Origin of the sequence: Microbulbifer variabilis ATCC 700307 (assembly GCF_000380565.1) — a bacterium.
Lineage (GTDB): Bacteria > Pseudomonadota > Gammaproteobacteria > Pseudomonadales > Cellvibrionaceae > Microbulbifer > Microbulbifer variabilis.
On the sequence record NZ_AQYJ01000029.1, the window covers coordinates 180949 to 202195 of the forward strand.

Below are 21247 nucleotides of genomic sequence, written 5' to 3' on the forward strand. Positions count from 1 at the left end.
TCACCCTTTATGAGAACTTTGAAAAATAATGGATTTTAATTTTATGAGTGCTATTGAATTCAATTTGACAATGAATTTACCTGTCGAGTTTCCTCGGCTTTTATCGTTGATTAGGCAAGGCCAAATACTATGAAAAAATACACCCCTAAGAAAGTCGCCAAGCCTCGTAATTACGTGGCTTGTAATCCACTGCTAAAAAAAGGTGGTGCCCACACTAAGGCTAAGTCGGGCGCTCGCTTTAAAAGTAAGCAAAAAATGTTAAAGGAGGCGCGGGAGCGGAGTAGCTCCCGCGACTATTTGAGGCTATTTCACTTCCTTGACGCCTCCCTGCAATTTGTTCCCCTCTAACCCTGGTTTCTCTTTTTACTGATCGGCTTGTGGCCAACTAGGTAGCGGTTCTAGGTAGACCCAGCGTTTTTTATAGAGCTTAAATAGTGATATCTCATGGATCACATGCTCTTGATCATTCTCCGTATACCAGGCTTTAAATTCCACTACAGACTTCTTCAGCCCTGCTTTGCTTTTAATAACTTCGAGGCGTGTCCATTGAGTCTCCAGATCGTCCGCATTGAAACCCGGGTAAGTTTCTGGGTGCCATGTTTTTCGTAGGTATGCCAGGTTTCCCATCGCATAGGCACTGTAGCGACTGCGCATCAGGGATTCCGCCATTTTCGGGTAGGCCTGCCCAGACAGGTAGAGGTTACAGCAGGCTTTGAACTTTTTTCCCGAGCCACAAGGGCAGGGCTGTTCCGTCATAAATTACTCCAGTTTCAAACCGCATAAGATGTCCAGCTGGTCATCATGGGCTTTGTAAACACTTTTTAACCTTGCTTGACGCTGGCAGAGGGTAGCATGGCTTGACGTTTTCCTGGGGGGCGGTAAGATACCGACCAGCCGGTTGGTTTGGTTGAAGATGCCTGGGAGGTCATGTGTCGAGAGTCGACAAAGCTGCCATAGTCCGTGCGGCGGAAGAGGTAGTTCGAGAAAAAGGGGCGCGAAAGCTCACCCTGGACGCAGTTGCTGCCCAGTGTGGTTTGAGTAAGGGTGGGCTTATCCATCACTTTCGTACGAAACAGTCACTGCTGAAGGCGATGCTGGAGGCCGCGATTGCCAGGGAGGATGCCAGTGCAGAGACTTTCGCCGCCGCTGGTGACGATGTGTTGGCGTCACGGCTTAAAGCGATTTTCGAGCTGATGGAAGATGATGAGGGGCTGCCGCGAGCGTTGATTGCGGCAGTCGCAGAAGATCCCGCCCTGCTTGAGCCGGTCAAGTGTAACGTTATCGAAATGCGTGGTGAAATTGACAGCTCATACGGTGACCCTGAACTTGCCCAGTTATTGATTCTTGCTGCCCAAGGTATGTTCCTGGGGCGGGTGCTGGGAGTTATGGAGTCCGAGGACCCAATGTTTTCCCGCCTGCGCGAACGGCTGCTGATGTTGTCGGCAGAGCTTACCTGAATACCTGATCTTCAGTTAAATAATTTATTGGATAGTGAAATATGAAATTGTCGGTAAATTCTCGTATCTCCCTTGCCTTGGTGGTAGCGGCAGCGGCGATTCTTGCGGGGTGCTCTGGTTCTGAAGCGGATGAACAGCAGGTTGAGCGCTTGTGGCCGGTAAAAGTGGCTACGGTCACCAATGTGGCGGAAGTGGCGGATCGCCAGTTTGCCGGTCGTGTAAAGGCGGTCCAGAGTGTGGATCTCTCTTTCCAGGTTGGTGGCAAGTTAGACAAGTTGAGTATCAGGGAAGGGGAAATTATTCCTAAGGGAACCCTGATTGCCGAGTTGGATGATCGGGATTATCGCCGTCGAGTGAAGGAAGCCAAAGTAAACGTGGAGTTGCTGGAAAAAACCTTGAAGCGGCAGCGCTCCCTGGCGGGATCGAAGGTCATTTCTCAGCAGCAACTGGATGAAACAGAAAGTAACTTTGATCTGGCAAAAGTAACATTGGAAAAGGCAGAACAGGATTTGGCCTATACCCAGTTGCGAGTGCCTTTTGATGCATTGGCAACTCGACAGTTGGTAGAGAATTACACCAATGTGCAGCCGGGCCAGGCAATTGTTCGGTTGCAAAACATCTCTGAGGTGCGTATTCAGATTTCTGTGCCGGAAAAATTGTTGGCTACAGGAAATGAAGATCAAATCAGCTCTATCACAGCGGAGTTCGAGTTCCTACCCGGTCAAAAGTTTGAACTCAAATACCGTGAGCACCAGGCTGAAGCCGATAGTGTAACCCAGACTTATGTGGTTGAGCTGGGTATGCCCCGCCCCGAAAATGTACAAATTCTTCCAGGCATGACAGCTCGTGTGAACGTAAAGCTGAAAGAAGCTACCGGGGATTTCTGGATTCCATTGGCAGCAGTACAGACTGGTGCTGAAGGTAATCCATATGTGTGGCAGATTAACGAAGATCAATCAGTATCCAGGGTACAGGTGGCGCTTGGCCAGACCAATGGAGAAGCGGTTCAGATTACGGATGGTCTCACCCCTGCGATGAAGCTGGTGGCTGCGGGAGGTCAACATCTTTATGACGGTGCAAAAGTACGCAACTATGCACAACGTTAATTTTCAAATGACCTCAGGCCCTGGCAAGAGTGGGGAAGTATCGTGAAGATTTCTGATGTATTTATTCAGCGTCCAGTGTACAGCTGGTTATTGATGCTGATCTGTCTTGTAGGTGGGATCTGGGCATTGTCGGATATTGGCCGACTAGAAGACCCAGCATTTACCATTAAAGAAGCGCGGGTATTTACTCTCTATCCGGGCGCAAGCGCGCAGCGGGTAGAAGAGGAGGTAACGGAAAAATTAGAGGTTGCGATCCAACAGATGGGACAGCTGGACAAAGTGACCTCAACTTCCAGTCCGGGCATGTCGGAAATTCGCGTCCAGATAAAGGATCAATACGCTTCGGAAGAGCTGGCGCAAGTCTGGGATGAACTGCGTCGCAAGGTTAACGATGCCCAGCGTGAGTTGCCCAGTGGCGCCATGCAGTCCGTGGTTAATGATGACTTCGGCGAGGTTTATGGTATTTACTATGCGGTAACCGGTGATGGTTTTTCGCTGACAGAAATGCGCGAAATTACTAAAGCAATTCGTCGCGAGCTACTGAGTGTTGAGGGGGTAGCGAAGGTTTCCCGCTCCGGCATTATCGATGAAGTGGCCTATTTGGATATAGACGAATCGCGCCTTGCTCAGTTCGGCTTCTCGCTTGATGACCTGGCCCAGGTACTGCAGGTGGAAAGTTCCACCCAGCGTGTAGGTGAAATAGAAGGTCAGGACCTCCGAACTCGTATCGTGGTCGACAATCCAGCCAGTGATCTTGAATCCGTTCAGAATATTCTCGTGGGTGTACCGGGCTCTACTGCGATGTTGGCAGTACGGGATATTGCGGATGTATCCCTCGGTTATGACGAGAACCCGAACTTTATTGCACGATTTAATGGTAAGCCGGCCATTTTGATTGGTGTGGCCGGAGCTGAAAATACAAATATCGTAAACGTGGGAACGGCAGTGGAAGCCAAGCTCAATGAGCTTAAGCTGGGTTTGCCTCTCGGGGTAGAAATCCAGCCGGTTTATGAGCAGCACAAAGTGGTTGAGGAAAGTGTCGACGGTTTTCTTTTTAACCTGATCTCCTCGGTAGTGATTGTTACTCTGGTCCTATGCCTATTTATGGGTTGGCGCTCAGGTGTAGTAGTTGGTGTGGTACTGGGGCTGACCGTGCTCGGTACTGTACTGATTATGAACCTGTTTGGTTTGAACCTTCAGCGAATTTCCCTGGGTGCCCTGATTATCGCCATGGGTATGTTGGTAGATAATGCTATTGTAGTTGCTGAAGGCATGCTGATGGGGGTGCAGAAAAAAGAAGCACCACAGAATGCTGCTCGCCGTGTAGTTCGCCAAACTTTCTGGCCACTTTTAGGCGCCACCATTATTGGGATCATGGCTTTCTCCGGTATTGGCCTTTCCGATGATGCCACCGGTGAATTCCTTTTCTCGCTGTTCGCTGTGATTGGTATCTCACTATTGTTGAGTTGGATTTTGGCAATCACTATTACTCCTTACCTTGGCTACCACTTGTTCAAGCCGGGTAAGAATGCTGATAGTGAAGACCCTTACAGTGGCCGTTTTTACCGTATGTATGCGGGAGTCCTATCCGGTGCCCTGAATCGCCGGGGGGGCACTATCGCTTTGCTGGTTGTCGTGACCATGGTCAGTTATTTTGGCTTTGGTTTTGTCAAGCAGGGTTTCTTCCCTAACTCCAATGCTCCGCTTTTCTACGTGAATTATCTCCTGCCCCAGGGCAGTGATATTAATCGCACAGAAAATGCGCTGCAAAAAGCTACAGACTATTTATTGGTGCAGGAAGAAGTAGTTTCGGTGACTGCGGTTGCCGGTAGCGGTGCGGACCGCTTTATGCTGACCTATGCCCCAGAGCCACCTAATTCTGCCTATGGCCAGCTGATTGTGCGCACAGAGAATCGCGAGCAAATTGCTGGCCTGATAGACCGGGCTAAAGCAGAGTTGCGGGATTCCCAGCCGGAAGCGCTTATCACCTTTAAACGCCTGGTATTTGGTCCGGGTGGTGGTGCCGATGTGGAAGTGCGTATTTCCGGCCACGATTTCAACACCCTGCGTGCGCTCGCCGAAAATACTGAGCAGCTTTTCCGGGAAAATGGTCTGAAGGATATCCGCCATAACTGGCGTGGCCGAGAGCCCACGATTCGTGCCCATCTCGATAATGAACGGGCTCGTGTCGCTGGTGTCACGAATACGGATATCAGCCGAACTATCCAGTTTGCGACTGCCGGTTATCGTGTAGGGGATTTTGAAAGTGGCGACCGTATTATCCCGATTGTCGCGCGCATGCCTGAAGGTGATCGCAATCAGGTTGGCTCCCTGCAGGATCGCTTGGTGTGGAGTCCGAATGAGCAGGGCTATATTCCAGCGGGGCAATTGGTCAAAGACTTTGCGACTACCGCTGAGGAAGGTCTGATCCAGCGTCGCGACCGGGTCCCGACAATAACGATCAGTGCCGAGGCCCCGGAGGGAGTCACCGCTATGGCCGCCTTTAATCGTATTCGCGCAGGGGTTGAGGGTATGCCTTTGCCCCCCGGTTACCATACAGAGTTCGGCGGTGAATATGAGAGCTCTACGGATGCACAGAAGTCATTGGGTAAAGGGTTGCCGCTGGGATTCCTGATTATGATCCTGGTATCGATCCTGCTGTTTGGCACCGTACGCGAGCCGCTGATTATCTGGTTGGTGGTGCCCATGTCTCTGGTGGGTGTGGTGGTAGGCCTGCTGCTGACAGGCTTGCCGTTTGGTTTTATGTCACTTCTCGGCGTATTGAGCCTATCTGGTATGTTGATTAAAAATGCGGTGGTATTGGTGGATGAAATTGAGGTGCAGACTGAAGCTGGCCTGCCACGGTTGACGGCAATTCAACGCGCCAGTGTTAGTCGTTTGCGCCCGGTATTTCTGGCTGCAGTGACAACTATTTTGGGTATGTCCCCGTTATTATTTGATGCATTCTTTGCCGATATGGCAGTGACCATTATGGGCGGACTGGGCTTTGCAACGGTACTAACCCTGATTGCTGTGCCGGTGTTTTATGCGGTCTTCCATAAGGTGAAGCCCACTGAGGTGCTGGGTTCAGAAGAAGGCTCGAAAAAGAAACTGGAGTCGCAGCCCAGTTCGGAGCCAGTATCTGCCTAATCAGGTAAAAGCTGGGTAAAGCTGGCTCAATTGAATAGACAAAATTGGGGCGCAGAAAGGATAACTTTTTGCGCCTTTTTTGTTTTCGAAAAACACCTTTCTGATTTCACTGGCAACTTCCCTGTGCTTTTGTCGTGAAATCTAATTTGATGGGGGATCTGCGAACCAAAATTTGACAGAGGTAATATTCAAAAGCAGGGTTTTCAAGTAGGCTAGTAGCTGGATTTGATTGGTAGTAGTTGTATGAGTGTTCGATCAATTTCAAAACAGTTTACAGTGATCTGTTTCTTGTTTTTCAGTGTTACCGCACTTGCTGCACCCTACGAGCGGGCCGAATGGCTGCCACGTTGGTCAGACTTCGATAGTGACTGCCAGGATACCCGCCATGAGCTGTTAATCCGCTTTTCCCTATCCCCGGTTACCTATACCCGCAGTAACGGTTGTAAGGTGGATACCGGTTTATGGTTGGATCCCTATACCGGCAATTTTTACAGCAAGGCATCAGACCTGGATGTGGAGCATATAGTACCATTGAAGTGGGCACATGATCACGGCGGGGCAGCTTGGAGCCGTGAGAAGAAAAGAAGATTTGCCGAAGATATTGAGAATCTGTGGTTAGTGGATGATGGGCGCAACCAGAGTAAGGGGCACAAAGGGCCTGATGAGTGGATGCCCCCTTACGAGCCTGTTGGCAAAATTTATGTTCAGCGCTTTATTTCCATTGTAGAAAAGTATGGATTGCGCTTGAGTATTGCTGAATCCAAACAGCTCCGTGCACTGGCAGGTGATAGCTAGGGCAAAAGAGATATTTTGCCTGTCATAGCGGCGGGATTTCGTATAGCATTTTCGCTTTATGGGTAATACGGCGAATATGCAGGGAAGACAACGATTACTAATTGAGTATTTTCGTCGCTGTTATCAGGCCGATAGCCACGATCTGTCGCTTTCAAATATTGCTCGACTGGCCGAAAACCGCTGTTCGTTCATTGCTGAACAGGATTACCTGAGTAGCGGTGAGTTACACAGGGTTCCGTTACTGGATGCCTCTGCCACAAAGCTGATAGAGCTGACAGATGCTTACAGAAAAGAACGCCAGCTAATCTACACTAGTTTTTTTATTTGTGGCCAGCTTTTCAGTCAAAGCGGTGTAACAAACCAACGTAAGCTTTTTGCACCTCTTTTATATTTTCCCGCCCGGATTTATCGTGAAGATAATAGTTTCGTTGAGATCAATACCACCGATCTGCGAATTAATTTTCCTGTGCTTCGGCTAACTCTTAAGCCTGATATTGACCCTGAGGTGATGGGTTCTTTTCCACAGCTTCAGTTTCCTTTGGATTCCTCTCAATTGGCTGATGTAGGGCGCTGGATGCATGAACACAGCTTGCTCGGTGGTCTGGAGGAATTGGGTCGCTGGCCGAGTCTCCAGTCAGGAGCCCAGATTAGGGAAAAGACTAATGCCTCACAGCCAGAGCTAATCAGTGCCGCTGCAATAATCCTGGCTGATCGATCCAGAGGTTCACGTGGCGTTTTGCACGAGTTAGGGCAGCTGGCTTGTGAGCAAAATCTCCAGGTGCCGCTGCATTTAGTTTTTGGGGGGGAATCTGACAGCTTTATTGCAAGCTGCAGCGAACCCGAGATGTTACCTGGGCTATTGAGCCAGGCTCAGGAGCGAGCATTACGCAATGCGGCTCATTTCCCTCTTAGCCTTGTCTCTGGCCCACCGGGTACGGGAAAGAGCTTTACCATTGCAGCTATGGCTATAGACCAGATGTTGCATGGCGACGCTGTTTTGGTTGTGTCCAAAACACCAGAAGCCATTGATGTGGTAAGAAACAAATTACGTGAGAGCTATGGGCTCACTGAAGGCTACGTACATGCGGGGGAGCAGGGATTTACCCGCAGTTTGAAAGCGCACCTGGATACTCTGCTCAAGGAGGGTGTTGAGCCACCAAAAGAGAGTGCGGCCAAGTTGAGGCGCAGTTTGAAGGAGATTCGAAGATCACTTGGGAAAGCTGAGCGCCGTTTTTCGCGATCGCTACGGATAGCAAAATTTTTGGGGCCTGCAGGTATGGGGGCTTGGCTGGCTCGCCTGGGTGAGTCGCTACTCCGGCGGCGGCTCAATATGGACGGACTGTGGGGATTACAAGAAGCTATCGGTCAACTGCGCCAGCGTTTTGAGCAGCAGGCTGCCAGCTATATTAATGCCTGTCGCAGGGAGAAACTTGTCCGGCTATTAAACAAAGAGAGAAGTAGCCTGGTTAAATTCCATCAGGCTCTGAGGGCAAGGACCTCTAAAACCCAGGCGGAACGATTTGCCAAGACTAACATGAATTTGGTCTTGCAAGCCTATCCTATTTGGCTGGCAAGCCTGGATGAACTCAACGAGATTTTGCCATTAATGCGCGGCATGTTCGATCTGGTAATTTTCGATGAGTCCACCCAGTGTGATATTTCAAGTGCGTTACCTGCACTGTACCGAGCCAAACGTGCGGTCGTGGTTGGTGATGGCAAGCAGCTGCGACATATTTCCTTCCTCCCGGTAAAGCAACAGCAGCGTCTATGGGGGGAAGTCGTTCAGTGCGGAGAACTACCTGCATCTTACAGTTATCGGGATCAATCTCTTCTTGATCTGGTATCGGACAATCTGGCTAGCCAGGATGCGGTAACCCTGCTTGATGAGCATTATCGTAGCCAGCCAGAGCTGATAGCTTTCAGTAATCACGCTTTTTACGATGATCGACTCAAAATAATGCAGGCCCGCCCTGGGAGTACCCAGGAGCTGGCCCTCTCCTTCCACCCATTAGAGGGAAGGCGAGCCAAGACTGGTAGAAATAGGGTGGAAAAAGACTGGGTTATTGCTCAATTGCGTAATTATTTTGATCGCTATGATGACAATGCTTTGAAGCCTTCTATTGGTGTGTTGTCCCCATACAGGGAGCAGGTCGATTATTTGGACAAGGAAATTTCCAAGGCTTTTTCCGCAGCAAAACTGCGAAGTTTTTCGGTACGGGTTGCTACGCCCTATGGTTTTCAGGGGGAGGAGCGCGATGTAATGCTTCTTTCCCTTAGTCTTGATGACCAATCCCTGCGGGCGGCTGCTTATCTCAATCGTGCCGATATGTTTAATGTGGCCGTTACAAGGGCCAAGGAGGAACAGCGGGTAGCATACTCCATTAACCCTGAGCTGTTGCCTCCCGGGCATCTACTGCGTCGCTATTTATCCTTTGTACCAGCTAATCTGACGGTGATGCCAAGTGGGGAGTTTTCCTGTGATTTTGCCAGGGAGGTAAGCGCGGAGCTTGATGCGGAGGGTATCGCTCACTGGATTAACTTTCCTATTGCGGGTCAGCGAGTCGATGTGGTGTGTGAGTACCAGGGAGTGATCCTGGGGGTGGATCTTATTGGCTATCCGGGAGAACACCAGCAGCATTTCACCACCCAGGTTTACAAGATACTGCACCGGGCGGGAATTCGGGTTTTGCCTCTGCCTTACTTTAATTGGGTTGAGAACAAGCGGGCTTGTATCGAGCGTCTAATTGTAGAGCTTCGCGGAGCGTTGGTGGAGAGAGGCCAGCAGCTGGCTTAGGCAATTAACCTGATTATGAAATGAAAGTTGCGCCGGGGCTGCTAGGCTTTAAGAAAGTCCAGTTTAAAGCCTCAATGAGTGCGCCTATGAAATTGTGGTTGTTGATTCCCTGCCTCTGGGTTTCTAGTGTGGCGGCTGTTGATATTATTGTTGTGGATGCGCAACAGCAGCAGGGTGTGCGAAGCCCAACCCTAAGTTTTTGCCAAGCGCGATTCTATGAAGAGGACAAGGGCAGGCTTTACTGTAACTGGGCAGTCAACTTTCGCTATGCCTGCTTTGTCTGGTGGCCGACCAATAAGATAATTCCGGCTGGAGCGAAGCTGGCTGAGCCAGTGGTTGTTGGCAAATGCGGTAATGGTGAGCCGGTATACAAGCTTCACCACTACTAGCAGAGTATTATCAACAGAGTGGTAATGGGCTCTAAAAGGGCGGTGCTGTACCCGAGCAAGTCTATTGAAATCAACCAGTTTCACCCAAGAATCTCTTGAGTTTTCACTCGGTGATCTGTCCCCTCGTTTCCCTGCTTAACCTGTCTGCCACTCAGGCTGAGGCAAGTGTGACCCAGTGTGCTGGCACCGGAATGAGGGAAGTGTTAGCTTTTGTCCTGCTCGGTATAGAGTCCTCGATCTTGCATTTCCCGCGCCTGTTTGAGGATTTCAGGCATGGCGCTGTCTTCAACAGATAAAGAATCAATGATGGCCGCCAGCAGATCAGCTGAAAACATGCATTTGCTCACTTTGCTACGCAAATTCTCAGTGGTCATTGAAATCCCTCTATCGGCCAGGGCCTGGGCCAGATCCCCGTAACGCATACCCTTCAAAGCCATAGAGGCGCGCACATAGCGGGCAATGGCCTGTTTGTAAGGAGCCAATGCTTGCTGATTGCCGAGGCTTTGCTTGTGGTCCATGGGCTCTACTCCGTTACAGTTGATATCACTATTGTGGTAAATACTATCCTTATGTGTATTATTTGCAACATAAGTTTGAAATAAGTTATTGACCGTCGTTTTTTTGATGCTATATTTGTGACCAATATTCCACAGCGAGGGAGTTGAGATGACCTGGAATCATGAAAACCTGCGCCAGTTGGCGGAAAACCACACTGGGTGGGTAGTCGAGTCTGAGGGTGACTGCCTCAGCATTTCTAACGATGAAGGTGTCGATGCGTTTGTCTACGTCGGGGAAAAGCAGATTGTTGTAGAGAGCATCCTGTTTCCAGTGAGCCAGGTTGATGATGTGGCTGCACTGAATGAGATGATTCTCCAGACACATCAGTTGGTTCCTTTGACGGCGATAGCCATCAAAAATATTGGCGGCCAGAGCTATTACGTTGCATTTGGTGCGCTGTCTGTGTCCAGCAAGGACGAAGTAGTTATCGAGGAAGTTGAAACCCTGTTTTCCAATGTGGGGGATTTCCTGGATTTGTATGCAGATCATTTTGAAATGGAGGGTGTAGCATGAGCCTGAGAAAAATCTGGACTGCCTTGAAAGGTGCGGTAAACGAGGGTACTGAAGCAGTTGCGGACAGCCAGTCTATCCGCATTCTCGACCAGGAATTACGCGAGGCTAAGGCTGAATTGAAAGCTTGTGATGAGAACCTGACTAAGATCATGGCCAAGCGCAAGCTGGCCGAGAGCAAAGTGGAATCCTTACAGGCCGATATTGAGACTTACAGTACTCATGCTATCAGTGCCAGTGAGAAGGGCGATGACAGCCTGGCCCTGGAGTGTGCTGAGCGCGTTACTGAGCTTGAGGCCCAGTTGGAAACTGAGCAGAGCCTGCTGGAAGGCTTCCTGAACTCCGAGCGCTCACTGAAAGGCAATATTTCCAAAGCCAAGACCAATGTGCGCCGTATGGAACAGCAGATAGATCAGATCAAAGCGACTGAGTCCGTGCAAAAAGCCCAGGTTGCTGTTTCCTCCCGTCACATGGGTGCTAACAGCAAGATCAAGACAGCCCTGGACAGCCTGGACCGGATTAAGAGCAAGCAGCAGGAGCGTGCAGCTGAATTGGAAGCGGCGGAAGAGCTGGCCACGGAGGAGAGCGGATCTAGCCTTGATGCCAAGCTGAAGGCGGCAGGCATCAAGCCCGGGGGCCAGGTCAGTGGTAGTGATAAACTGGCACAATTGCTGGCGAGCCGCGAAAAGGCCTGATCCAGTGCTGCTATTTAAAGTGCGACGCCTTCTGGCGTCGCTTTTTGTTAAGGCAAATATAACAACCATTCTCGTTGCCGTTCTGGGCTATGTGGTCGGCAGCTATCTGCTGCTGAGTGCTGCGGGAGAAAGCGAGATAATCGCTCCCGAAAACTTTATTTACTGGCTGGTGGTTACCGCATCGACGGTCGGCTATGGCGATTTCTCACCAGCTTCACCTGCAGGAAAAATCGTGGTGGCGGGCTGGGTGATACCGCTTGGACTGAGCCTGTTTGCGATGGTAGTTACCCGGGTAGGTTTTGCGGTTTCTGAGTTTGTGCATAGAGGAAAGAGAGGCTTGCGTATGACAAGTAATGTCAATCACACGGTCATTATCGGCTGGAACGGAACCCGAACTCTGCGCCTGATTGAACTTCTGCTCTCCAAGACCAATGGCACAACGTCTGAAATAGTGCTCTGTGTAGAGGCTGATATTGAAAACCCGATGCCTGGCAAAATTGATTTTGTGCGGGTTGAATCTTTCTCCCATATCGAGAGTATGCAGCGCGCCGGACTGGCAGAAGCCGCGAGAATTATTATCGACAACCCGTTAGATGATGTAACACTCACTACGGCTTTGTTCTGTGATAAGCACAGCCCTAATAGCCATAAAACTGCCTATTTCCAAGACGAAAATGTGGGTGAGTTGCTGCGTGCGCACTGCCCGAATATCGAATGTATTCCCTCTGTAGCGGTAGAGCTTTTAGCCAAGTCTTCGCTGGACCCCGGTTCGGCACGTTTGCACCGCCAGCTTCTGGATAGTACTTATGGAATGACACAGTACAGTGTAGAGTATCGAGGGGAGCGGCCACTGCCGTTTGGTCCCCTGTTTGATCATTTCAAACAGGATTTGTCCGCAACACTGATCGCTGTCCGCCGCAAGGATGTAATAAAAATCGATGTGAATCCCGCGCTGACAGACCAGGTTAGTAACGGGGATATGCTGTACTACATCTCGGCCAAGCGGTTAGATGAAAAGCGCTGCTTCGATATAAAAATGAATGAAGGGGAAGGTGTTGGTACATGTTTACCAAACTGATTAAAAAATTTAAGGGGAAGGAAGCTCCGGTAGTAAAAACGCCGGAGATTATGGGTTTGCGCCTGGGAGCCAGTTTTGAGTTGGACCCACTGGCAATTCGTCTGATCTTGGATGAACTCACCATTGAGTCCTGTTCCCCCACACAAATTATCAAAGCAGCTGGTGTGGTGGAGTTGGACGGTACATGGGTTTATCGCTTCTATACCGACGATGATGCTTGGTTGCAGGTAGTAGCTGAAGGTGGCCAGAGTGATGAGCATGTCGTGGATGTAAAGCTGTTTCACTTTTACGATACCCAGGATGTTTCTAGCCAGCAGGTTTGGGATACTCTGTTAAAAGAAAAGATAGGCGCTGCCAACTACCAGCTGGATGATCGTTCCTATAGCAGGGTATGGACCTCCACTGGTGATTACCACAATCCGGTGCACATGGCTGAAAAGACCTATGAAGAGGGCGGAGACTTCTCGCAAACGGATCAATTTACCATGCTGTTCGAACGCGAACTGTCTGATCAGCGCACTGAATCTCTGTTTCTCTCCGCTGAAGAAAAAGAAGAGAATGCTGGCTATTTAAGTCGTAGCCTAGTTATCAGTACCGGTATTACACTGACCCCCTCACAGCTGACTATTCACGGATAATAAGGAGAAGTATCAATGGACCAGCCTTATGATTTACTGACTGGTATCGTTCATTTTGCGGCTTATTTTGGCCTGTCACTGGTATTTTTAATTGCGTTTAAATTCCTCTACGCACTGGTGACCCCCCACGATGAGTGGAAGTTGATTCGAGAGGATAAGAATGCAGCGGCTGCTATTGGTTTTGGTGGTGCGGTGCTCGGCTTCGCCATTGCTGTGGGTGGTGCTGCCAGCAATTCGGTGTCCATTACCGACTTCGCTACTTGGGCGGTGGTTGCGTTAATTGCTCAGTTGATTGCGTTTGCCATTATCCGTTTCGGGTTTATGCCTCGTATTGTTGAGCGTATTGAAGACGGGGAGTTGTCTGCTGGGATTATGCTGGCAGCCACAACAATTTCTGTCGGTGTCCTTAATGCTGCCTGTATGAGCTACTAAGCGGGAGTGAGGATGAAACGTACCAAAACTATCAATCTCGCGCGGATGCGCAAAGGTCGGGGAGCAAGCTTTGTTCTGCGCCCTTTGGCAATCGGTGTGGCAGCAGCCCTTGTCGGCTGCTCCTCTGATGAAGAGGTTAAAGTAGTTTCCTCAGTTGAGGACTGCGTAAATAATACCCAATTGGATGAGGCCCAGTGTGAGGCTGCCTACCAGCGCGCGCTGGAAGAGGCTGAGCGCACTGGCCCCAAGTATGCCAATCTTTCCCAGTGCGAAACGGAGTTTGGAAGTTGCCGCGAGACTAGCAGTGGTTTCTGGATGCCCCTGATGACCGGGTTTATGGTTGCTTCACTATTGGATAATGATAGGCGCCATTACTCCTCCGGTTACTATAACCCCGTCTATCGTTATTCTGCCTCTGGTTCCCGTTATTACGATCGTTTGATGACAGCGGATGGGCAGGTGATCGGTCGATACGGCAAGTCGTCCTATACGGTTGACAAGAGTGCGATGGACCCGAAACCCAAGGTAACAAAGACGGTCTCTCGCGGCGGCTTTGGGTCTGTGGCTTCAGCTAAGTCCAGCTGGGGTGGTGGTCGCTCCAGTAGTGGTTCACGGGGCTGGGGAGGCTGATTTTGTGCTGAGGTTGCCGATTGGCGAACGCCCGCGCTGGCAGGAGCGGGCTCAGGAGTTTGGGTTTCACTTCCACACAATGTATGGCGAACCCTACTGGGATGAGAGCGCCTACTATCAGTTCTCCCTGGAGCAGGTAGAAAAACATATAGAAGAGCCTACCGAAGAAATCCATCAGATGTGCCTGGATGTGGTGGCGAAGGTGCTGGAGGATGAGGAGCTGCTACGACGTTTTTGTATCCCTGAGCAACATTGGGATTTTGTACGCAACTCCTGGAAGAACGGCGACCCCAGTCTTTATTCCCGTCTTGATTTTGCCTATTGCGGGCAGGGGCCCGCAAAGCTCTACGAAAATAATGCGGATACGCCTACCAGTCTTTACGAGACTGGTTTTTGGCAATGGTTATGGTTGCAGGATAATGTGGACCGGCGGGCCCTGCCGCTGCAGTCGGATCAGTTCAATAGCTTACAGGAAAAGCTGGTTAATCGTTTCCTGGATTTACAGTTTCTCACTCCTGGTCGCGAACTACACTTTGCCTGTTGCAAAGATACTGAAGAGGATCGCGGTACTGTCCAATACCTGCAGGACTGTGCCAGTGAGGCCGGCATTACCAGCCATTTTGTCTTTATGGAAGATATCGGTTGTGATACGGATGGTTTTTTTACAGATATGCAAGACCAGGTGATTACCTGGATGTTCAAACTGTACCCCTGGGAGTTTATGTTCCGAGAGGAGTTTGGCTCTTTGCTGGGGACTAATAATGTGCGCTGGCTGGAACCGCCATGGAAAGCGATTTTATCCAATAAAGCACTGCTGCCGATGTTGTGGAAGTTATTTCCGGGGCACCCAAACCTGCTACCATCTTTTTTTGAGGATGAGCTGCACAAGGCTGCTGAGATTACTGAGCTGGTAAAGAAACCGATTTTCTCCCGGGAAGGAGCTAATATTTCCATTGTGCGTGGAGGTGATGTGCAATCCCTTTCCGGTGGCCCTTACGGTGAAGAGGGATTTGTATTTCAGGCTATGCATCCACTGCCAAAGTTTGGAAAAAACTATACGCTGATAGGTAGTTGGTTGGTGGATGATATGGCGGCTGGAATGTCTATTCGTGAAGATGGAAATATTGTGACTCAGGATATGAGTCGTTACTTGCCGCATATTATTCTCTAGACCGGTAGTACTGCAGCACCCACTACATGTCATTTGCCGGCGATACAATTTAGGGTATCACTTATCTTCACTGTTTCTTGGTGTTGCTCAGCAAGCCACTGGCAATCATCCCTTCAATTTTCTTACTGAGGCGCTCATAAGTGAATGGCTTTTGGATACAATCTAGTACTCCATCAGCGATTACCTCCTGAACTTTGCTATCGACACTGTAACCTGTGGAAAGTAGGGCTTTTACTTCAGGGTTAATACGGCGGAGGAAAGCAAATAATTCCTGGCCATCCATGCCAGGCATAATCATATCGAGAATCACCAGGTCCACCTGATCGCAATGTTGGCGGTAGTAGGTAATTGCCTGTTCAGCCGTAGCAAAAGCCACAACACTGTGGCCATTCATTTCAAAAAGAGTTTTTGAATAACTCCGAACAATAGCTTCATCGTCTACAACCATGATGTTCAGTTTGCACCCAGCCGAAGGCAGGTTTGCTGGAGCGCCGGGTTTTTCCGGACGAGCTTTGGAAATTGGCAGGTATAGCTTGAAGGTGCTGCCTTCTCCTTCACGGCTATGGCACTTAATTGCGCCCTTATGGAGATGGATGGTGCCGTGTACCGCTGCGAGCCCAAGGCCAGCGCCGCGGCCACTTTCCTTCGTTGTGAAAAAAGGCTCAAAGATCCGGCGTCGCACCTCAGGTGACATTCCGGTACCGCTGTCACTAATCGTGATTAACAAGTAATGGCCGGGCTGAACTTCAAAATCAGCGATAGTTATCTCTTTTTCGATAGTGATGTTGCTGCTGGTGAAGCGTAGGGTGCCTCCATTCGGCATTGCATCTTTTGCATTGATGCCAATATTTAAAAGGGCGCTTTTTAGTTGGGCGGGGTCGCCAATTACATGGGGGCGATTAGCCTCGAGTAGTTGCTCGATACGGATACGCCGGTCGATGGTTCGGCCGAGCATAGCGCAAACGTCACGTGTAATTTCGTGAGTATTACAATCCTTCAGCTGATAATTTCCTTTGCGGGCAAAGGTGAGTAGCTGCTTGGTCAGCTCTGCTGCGTGGCGCGCTGTAGTCAGGATATGATTAGTGTATTCACTGATACGGGGGTCTTCGGAGATCTGCTGTATTATCTCTGCGTAGCCACTGATCCCGTGAATCATATTGTTGAAATCATGTGCTATGCCACCGGCCAGCTCACCGATAGCCTGCATTTTCTGGGCTTGGCGCAGCTCCTCCTCTAATAGCCGCTGCTTGGTAATATCTGTACCAATACTGAGTATGCCGCTGGGGCGGCCGCTCTCGTCGGATATAATTTTATTGGTCCAGGCAATCCAAACCCTTTTACCGCATTTGGTAATATTTTCGTTGATGTTGTAGCGGTGTTCCTGTGGGTGGTCGCAGATATCGTCAATCAGTTTACGCAAGTCACGCCCACTGGTTTCACTGGCGGGTACGATTGTGCCGACCAAGTGCCTACCAATTATCTCAGCCTCGGTGTAGCCAAAGAGTTGTTGTGCGTATTCATTGAAAGAAGTAATTCTCCCATTTCTGTCACAGCGCATAATAATAGAGTTGGCATGCTCAACCAGCTCCCGGTAGCGCTCCTCACTTTTACGCAGGGCCTCGTAAACCTGATTTGAATCCAGCTCCCGGGTTGAGGCAAGGGCTGGGGAGGGTGAGAAAATTGGTAAATTGCTCTCCTTGATCATTTGTTCTCCTCCTGAGTCACCCTTGAGTATTTTTTCACCAGAAATTGCACCACGTAGAAAAAGAAAAGTATATAGGTAGCTAATTCGTTTTTTGATCTAGCACGCAGTCTTTGCTGACACGCCGTTATTTGTAAGCGAGTTTGTAATCACGTGTTTGCGTCAATGTGATTCGGTTCAACAGTGTTTTGCGGAGCTATAGGGGCCAAATGAAATATGGTGTACCCGCTGGGAGGGCTAAAACTTTTGCACGGTCAAGTAGTGGCTACAGCGTAACAACCTGATAGCATTTACCGCTATATTCAAAACCATTGGATGATTTACTATGCAGCTGCATTCTCGAGTTTTCGGGCGCGGTGTCGTGGCTCTGTTTTGTGCCACGTTGCTGCTGTCCGCTTGCGGAGAGAAGAAGGTTGAGAGCGAGCAGAGATCCCTGGACTTCGCCCGCCTGGATGCCTTTCCCTCCACTTATTCAGTCAGTCAGTCCCGTCCGGTCCTGATTCAGGGGGCCACTTTACTCACCGGTACTGGCGAGCAACTGGAAAATACAGATCTGTTATTGGAAGGTGGCAAGATTGCCCAGGTCGGTAAAGACCTGAAGGCTCCGGAAGGAGCCCTGGTGGTGGATGGCAGGGATAAATGGGTTACCCCCGGTATTATTGATGTGCATTCCCATCTGGGTGATTATCCGGCACCCTCTATCGAATCCTCTCAAGACGGCAATGAGATGACTTCGCCCAATACTGCGCAAGTGTGGGCAGAGCACTCCGTATGGACCCAGGACCCCCAGTTCCCGTTGGCACTGGCAGGTGGCGTTACCACTTTGCAAATTCTACCAGGTTCCGCCAACCTGTTCGGCGGCCGCAGTGTAACCCTGAAGAATGTGCCCGGCCGCAGTGTGCAGGATATGAAATTCCCCGGTGCGCCCTATGGTTTGAAGATGGCCTGTGGTGAGAACCCCAAGCGTGTTTACGGTGGCAAGGGTACTTCTCCCTCAACGCGTATGGGGAATGTGGCTGGCTATCGTAAAGCTTGGATTGAAGCCAGCAGCTACAAGAAGAAATGGGAAGACTATGTAAAGAATGGCGGCGATGAGCCCGAGCGCGACCTGGGGATGGAAACCCTGGCGGGTGTGCTGAACGGCGATATCCTGGTGCACAATCACTGCTATCGCGGTGAGGAAATGGCCGTAATGATGGATGTTGCTAAAGAGTTCGACTTTAAGGTTTCTACTTTCCACCACGCAGTTGAGGCCTACAAAGTAGCCGACCTGCTGGCAGAAAACGATGTTTGCGCAGCGATGTGGGCCGATTGGTGGGGCTTTAAGCATGAAGCCTTTGATATGACCGAGGCGAATATTGCGATTGTCGACCAGGCCAAAGCCTGCGCTATGATCCACTCCGATTCCGGTGTGGGCGTGCAGCACCTGAATGAAGAGGTAGCCAAAGCGATGACTGCGGGCCGACGCGCGGGTTTTGATATCCAACCCAAGGATGCCGTTGCCTGGATGACATCAAACCCTGCTAAGGCGTTGGGTATCGAAGAACAAACTGGCAGCCTGGAGAAGGGCAAAATGGCTGATGTTGTGGTTTGGTCTGGTAATCCCTTCAGTGTTTACACCCACGTCGATCAAGTATTTATCGATGGTGAACTGATGTATGACCGCGCTGATGAAAAGCGCCAACCACGCAGCGATTTTGAGCTGGGTATTCTCAATGCAGAGGGAGAGCGGCAGTGAAAAGAGTAGTTGTTTTTTGTGCGTTTGCCCTCGGAGTTCTGGCCGCTAGTGCCCAGGCAGAGAGCATCCTTATCAAGGGTGGCAAGGTGCATACCTTGGGGGACAAAGGCAGTTTGGAGTCTGCCGATGTACTTGTTGTCGGTGGCAAAGTGGAGCAGGTAGGCCCCTCCCTGAGCGTTACTGCTGACCGGGTAATTGATGCACAAGGCAAAGTAGTCACTCCGGGAGTGATAGCGCCGGTTTCCGAGCTTGGTCTGGTGGAAATCAGTGCTGCCAGCTCAACAAATGATCAGTCGGTAACTGGTGAGAGTATTGGCAGTGCATTTAATCCGCTGCCCGCCTACAACCCTAAATCTACTTTGATTCCTTTCAATCGCGCAGGGGGCGTGACCAGTGCTGTAGTTTTTCCCGGTATCAGCACCTGGGATGACGGTGCTGTTGAAGCCCAGCGCGTATTCGCCGGGCGCAGCTTTGCTATTAAGCTGAATGGTGAGTTCGATAGTGTAGAAGCCAAAGATGTAGCCCAGAAGGCCTATTTAGGAGAGGCCGGTGCACAGTTAGCTGGCGGCAGTCGTGCCAATGCCTATGCCAAGGTTGAGAAGGCCTTGAGTGAAGCGAAGGAGTACCGGGAAAATCGCGCTGCGATTCGTCGTGGTGAGTGGCGTGAACTGGATTACAGTTTGGCAGATCTGGAGGCCTTACAGCCGGTGGTGAGTGGTAGGGAGCCTTTGGTCATTACCGCCAATCGCGCGAGCGATATTCTCGGTGCAATTGAGCTTGCCAAGGCCTTCAGTGTGAAACTGGTGGTGCTGGGAGCAGCTGAGGGCTGGATGGTAGCGAATCAGCTGGCTGAGGCCCAGGTGCCAGTGGTTATTGATGCTATCAATAACTTGCCTATTTCCTTTTCCAGCCTGGGTGCGCGCCTCGATAATGCGGCGTTACTTACCAAGGCAGGTGTAAAAGTGGCTATTAGTGGGCCCGACTACGCTTCTACCCACAATGTGTATCTATCTCGCCAGTCGGCCGGTAATGCTGTTGCTCATGGCCTACCTTATGAGGAAGCCCTGAAGTCTATCAGCAGCAATGTGGCTGATATTTTCAATCTGCAGGGCGGGACACTGGAGCAGGGTGCAGTGGCTGATATCGTCGTTTGGAGCGGAGATCCCCTGGAAGTTACCAGCTACCCGGAACAGGTATTGATTGAGGGTGAACCTCAATCTCTCGTTACTCGTTCTACCCGTTTGCGAGATCGCCATTTGAAGCCCACCAAGGGTCACAATTTTGGCTACCAATATTAATTTGGCCTGGCCATAGCTGTGAAGTAAAGAGCGGGTATTGCCCGCTCTTTTGTTATCTGCCTACAGGAAATTAAGACAATGAGCAAAAAAGCCTTGCTTGTTGTATAGGATCTGTGTGGCAGCAATATAGTCTTTACAGCTATATTCCAACAGTCTGATGAATAAGAAAAAGGATCGACCTAATGGCCTATGTTACGGCACTTTATACCAGTCTCTGTGCAATCCTGATTATCTACCTGGCACTAAGGGTGGTGCAGTTTCGCCGCACTAAGCGTGTGGGAATTGGCACCGGTGATGATCGCTCTAATGAGATCCGAGTGAGAGTGCATGCGAATGCAATTGAATATACACCTATAGCACTGTTACTACTTTTACTTGCTGAACTGGGTGGTTTATCACAAATTTGGCTGCATATATTTGGGATTTCATTTTTACTTTCCCGTATTTTCCACGCATATGGTCTAACTGCCGGTAAAGGTGGGACACACATGGGGCGTTTTTGGGGTACGCTGATCAGCTGGGTGGTGATATTGGCTTTGGCCGTAGTTAATATTGTTCAGGCTGTGAAAGCTCTGTAAACAGCGGGCAAGAAGGGTATCGCTGGTTAGAGAGAGGTGAGCATGGCCAGCGACACTGGTTAATCATCAAATAGTTGAGGGGGGGATAATAAAAAAGCCCGGCTTAACCGGGCAGAGTACAGGGATGAAACTACAAGCACTTACTGGTTGGCGGCAAAGGGAGTAACAGTTTCATCAGAGGTTTCCTCTGCACTGTCCCCTTCCAGCAGAGCCTCCGGTTTGCCTTTGCAGGCTTTGGCTAGTGAATCGCGGCGCTTGGCCAACAACAGCCCTATTTCTTCGCCAGTCTGTTCATCAATACCTTCGATATGGCGCTCTATTAGTGAGGTGATGTTGGCAGCCAGTTCCAGCATCTTATCGTGTTCTTCAGCATCTTTTTTGTTGTCGAACATTGCTCCGTCTCGATCACATTTCCAAACAGCTACTACGGCCATGATGTGCCTCCCAATTGCCTTTCAGACATTCCAATTTTTTTGTATGACCATACAGTAACTGTATAAATATTCAGTGTCAACGCAGGGGTCGACA

At 50.1% G+C, this 21247-nt stretch carries 21 protein-coding genes; 17 read left to right on the plus strand and 4 right to left on the minus strand.

The window, feature by feature from the left end; all coding sequences use genetic code 11:
- Positions 1 to 129: 129 nt before the first annotated feature.
- The gene (locus G367_RS0119555; RefSeq protein WP_020414850.1) at positions 130 to 348 is read left to right on the plus strand and encodes a hypothetical protein; all 219 of its coding nucleotides are present in this window, start codon (positions 130 to 132) and stop codon (positions 346 to 348) included.
- A gap of 15 nt (positions 349 to 363) precedes the next feature.
- Here the strand turns inward: G367_RS0119555 and G367_RS0119560 are convergent, their stop codons facing one another.
- Positions 364 to 756: a YchJ family protein gene (locus G367_RS0119560; RefSeq protein WP_020414851.1), complete on the minus strand. Its 393-nt coding sequence runs from the start codon at positions 754 to 756 to the stop codon at positions 364 to 366.
- Between the two features lie 173 nt (positions 757 to 929).
- On the opposite strand from G367_RS0119560, the gene G367_RS25340 reads away from it, so the two are divergent.
- The 6 genes from G367_RS25340 to G367_RS0119590 all read left to right on the plus strand — a co-directional run bounded on the left by G367_RS25340 (position 930) and on the right by G367_RS0119590 (position 9691).
- Positions 930 to 1457, plus strand: coding sequence for a TetR/AcrR family transcriptional regulator (locus tag G367_RS25340; RefSeq protein ID WP_020414852.1), 528 nt, complete (start codon positions 930 to 932; stop codon positions 1455 to 1457).
- A 41-nt stretch (positions 1458 to 1498) separates the two neighbouring features.
- Positions 1499 to 2563 (plus strand): efflux RND transporter periplasmic adaptor subunit, encoded by a 1065-nt coding sequence (locus tag G367_RS0119570; RefSeq protein WP_020414853.1) that lies wholly within the window; start codon positions 1499 to 1501, stop codon positions 2561 to 2563.
- Between the two features lie 42 nt (positions 2564 to 2605).
- Positions 2606 to 5713: an efflux RND transporter permease subunit gene (locus G367_RS0119575; protein WP_020414854.1), complete on the plus strand. Its 3108-nt coding sequence runs from the start codon at positions 2606 to 2608 to the stop codon at positions 5711 to 5713.
- Between the two features lie 243 nt (positions 5714 to 5956).
- Positions 5957 to 6508 carry an HNH endonuclease family protein gene (locus G367_RS26660; RefSeq protein ID WP_020414855.1) on the plus strand — a complete coding sequence of 184 codons (552 nt, stop codon included), beginning with the start codon at positions 5957 to 5959 and terminating at the stop codon, positions 6506 to 6508.
- 58 nt (positions 6509 to 6566) lie between these two features.
- Complete coding sequence (locus G367_RS0119585) at positions 6567 to 9302, plus strand: DEAD/DEAH box helicase (protein WP_020414856.1); 2736 nt, start codon at positions 6567 to 6569, stop codon at positions 9300 to 9302.
- 86 nt (positions 9303 to 9388) lie between these two features.
- Complete coding sequence (locus G367_RS0119590) at positions 9389 to 9691, plus strand: hypothetical protein (protein WP_157533678.1); 303 nt, start codon at positions 9389 to 9391, stop codon at positions 9689 to 9691.
- 203 nt (positions 9692 to 9894) lie between these two features.
- Here G367_RS0119590 and G367_RS0119595 read toward each other — a convergent pair whose 3' ends face one another.
- Positions 9895 to 10209 (minus strand): DUF6471 domain-containing protein, encoded by a 315-nt coding sequence (locus G367_RS0119595; RefSeq protein ID WP_020414858.1) that lies wholly within the window; start codon positions 10207 to 10209, stop codon positions 9895 to 9897.
- Positions 10210 to 10357: 148 nt separating this feature from the next.
- Between G367_RS0119595 and G367_RS0119600 the strand changes: the two genes are divergently transcribed.
- The 7 genes from G367_RS0119600 to G367_RS0119630 are packed head-to-tail and all read left to right on the plus strand — an operon-like array spanning position 10358 to position 15403.
- Positions 10358 to 10762: a DUF2170 family protein gene (locus G367_RS0119600; RefSeq protein WP_020414859.1), complete on the plus strand. Its 405-nt coding sequence runs from the start codon at positions 10358 to 10360 to the stop codon at positions 10760 to 10762.
- Complete coding sequence (locus tag G367_RS0119605) at positions 10759 to 11454, plus strand: PspA/IM30 family protein (protein ID WP_020414860.1); 696 nt, start codon at positions 10759 to 10761, stop codon at positions 11452 to 11454. Before G367_RS0119600 ends, G367_RS0119605 begins: the two co-directional genes overlap by 4 nt.
- Before the next feature lie 4 nt (positions 11455 to 11458).
- Entirely contained in the window at positions 11459 to 12532 is a 1074-nt protein-coding gene (locus G367_RS0119610; protein ID WP_020414861.1) for a potassium channel family protein, read from the plus strand.
- Complete coding sequence (locus G367_RS0119615; RefSeq protein WP_020414862.1) at positions 12517 to 13170, plus strand: YjfK family protein; 654 nt, start codon at positions 12517 to 12519, stop codon at positions 13168 to 13170. Before G367_RS0119610 ends, G367_RS0119615 begins: the two co-directional genes overlap by 16 nt.
- A gap of 15 nt (positions 13171 to 13185) precedes the next feature.
- Positions 13186 to 13602, plus strand: coding sequence for a DUF350 domain-containing protein (locus G367_RS0119620; RefSeq protein ID WP_020414863.1), 417 nt, complete (start codon positions 13186 to 13188; stop codon positions 13600 to 13602).
- A gap of 12 nt (positions 13603 to 13614) precedes the next feature.
- Positions 13615 to 14232: a DUF1190 domain-containing protein gene (locus G367_RS0119625; protein ID WP_020414864.1), complete on the plus strand. Its 618-nt coding sequence runs from the start codon at positions 13615 to 13617 to the stop codon at positions 14230 to 14232.
- A 4-nt stretch (positions 14233 to 14236) separates the two neighbouring features.
- A complete protein-coding gene (locus tag G367_RS0119630; protein ID WP_026305275.1) occupies positions 14237 to 15403 on the plus strand; it encodes a glutathionylspermidine synthase family protein in 1167 nt (388 codons plus the stop codon).
- Between the two features lie 67 nt (positions 15404 to 15470).
- Here G367_RS0119630 and G367_RS0119635 read toward each other — a convergent pair whose 3' ends face one another.
- On the minus strand, positions 15471 to 17108 hold the full coding sequence (locus G367_RS0119635) for a hybrid sensor histidine kinase/response regulator (RefSeq protein WP_020414866.1): 1638 nt from the start codon (positions 17106 to 17108) through the stop codon (positions 15471 to 15473).
- A 322-nt stretch (positions 17109 to 17430) separates the two neighbouring features.
- Here G367_RS0119635 and G367_RS0119640 point away from each other — a divergent pair, with 322 nt between their 5' ends.
- The 3 genes from G367_RS0119640 to G367_RS0119650 all read left to right on the plus strand — a co-directional run bounded on the left by G367_RS0119640 (position 17431) and on the right by G367_RS0119650 (position 20719).
- Positions 17431 to 18843: an amidohydrolase gene (locus tag G367_RS0119640; RefSeq protein WP_020414867.1), complete on the plus strand. Its 1413-nt coding sequence runs from the start codon at positions 17431 to 17433 to the stop codon at positions 18841 to 18843.
- A complete protein-coding gene (locus tag G367_RS24390) occupies positions 18840 to 20141 on the plus strand; it encodes an amidohydrolase family protein (protein WP_020414868.1) in 1302 nt (433 codons plus the stop codon). The genes G367_RS0119640 and G367_RS24390 overlap by 4 nt, the downstream gene beginning before the upstream one ends.
- Before the next feature lie 182 nt (positions 20142 to 20323).
- A complete protein-coding gene (locus tag G367_RS0119650) occupies positions 20324 to 20719 on the plus strand; it encodes an MAPEG family protein (protein ID WP_020414869.1) in 396 nt (131 codons plus the stop codon).
- Positions 20720 to 20859: 140 nt separating this feature from the next.
- Here G367_RS0119650 and G367_RS0119655 read toward each other — a convergent pair whose 3' ends face one another.
- On the minus strand, positions 20860 to 21153 hold the full coding sequence (locus tag G367_RS0119655) for a YebG family protein (protein WP_020414870.1): 294 nt from the start codon (positions 21151 to 21153) through the stop codon (positions 20860 to 20862).
- Positions 21154 to 21247 lie beyond the last annotated feature (94 nt).

Excerpts from the sequence above, each read along its gene's own strand:
- G367_RS0119555 (WP_020414850.1), top strand. The coding sequence starts at position 130 with ATGAAAAAATACACCCCTAAGAAAGTCGCCAAGCCTCGTAATTACGTG.
- G367_RS0119560 (WP_020414851.1), bottom strand. The coding sequence starts at position 756 with ATGACGGAACAGCCCTGCCCTTGTGGCTCGGGAAAAAAGTTCAAAGCC.
- G367_RS0119570 (WP_020414853.1), top strand. The coding sequence starts at position 1,499 with ATGAAATTGTCGGTAAATTCTCGTATCTCCCTTGCCTTGGTGGTAGCG.
- G367_RS26660 (WP_020414855.1), top strand. The coding sequence starts at position 5,957 with ATGAGTGTTCGATCAATTTCAAAACAGTTTACAGTGATCTGTTTCTTG.
- G367_RS0119585 (WP_020414856.1), top strand. The coding sequence starts at position 6,567 with ATGGGTAATACGGCGAATATGCAGGGAAGACAACGATTACTAATTGAG.
- G367_RS0119590 (WP_157533678.1), top strand. The coding sequence starts at position 9,389 with ATGAAATTGTGGTTGTTGATTCCCTGCCTCTGGGTTTCTAGTGTGGCG.
- G367_RS0119595 (WP_020414858.1), bottom strand. The coding sequence starts at position 10,209 with ATGGACCACAAGCAAAGCCTCGGCAATCAGCAAGCATTGGCTCCTTAC.
- G367_RS0119600 (WP_020414859.1), top strand. The coding sequence starts at position 10,358 with ATGACCTGGAATCATGAAAACCTGCGCCAGTTGGCGGAAAACCACACT.
- G367_RS0119605 (WP_020414860.1), top strand. The coding sequence starts at position 10,759 with ATGAGCCTGAGAAAAATCTGGACTGCCTTGAAAGGTGCGGTAAACGAG.
- G367_RS0119615 (WP_020414862.1), top strand. The coding sequence starts at position 12,517 with ATGTTTACCAAACTGATTAAAAAATTTAAGGGGAAGGAAGCTCCGGTA.
- G367_RS0119620 (WP_020414863.1), top strand. The coding sequence starts at position 13,186 with ATGGACCAGCCTTATGATTTACTGACTGGTATCGTTCATTTTGCGGCT.
- G367_RS0119625 (WP_020414864.1), top strand. The coding sequence starts at position 13,615 with ATGAAACGTACCAAAACTATCAATCTCGCGCGGATGCGCAAAGGTCGG.
- G367_RS0119635 (WP_020414866.1), bottom strand. The coding sequence starts at position 17,108 with ATGATCAAGGAGAGCAATTTACCAATTTTCTCACCCTCCCCAGCCCTT.
- G367_RS0119640 (WP_020414867.1), top strand. The coding sequence starts at position 17,431 with ATGCAGCTGCATTCTCGAGTTTTCGGGCGCGGTGTCGTGGCTCTGTTT.
- G367_RS0119650 (WP_020414869.1), top strand. The coding sequence starts at position 20,324 with ATGGCCTATGTTACGGCACTTTATACCAGTCTCTGTGCAATCCTGATT.
- G367_RS0119655 (WP_020414870.1), bottom strand. The coding sequence starts at position 21,153 with ATGGCCGTAGTAGCTGTTTGGAAATGTGATCGAGACGGAGCAATGTTC.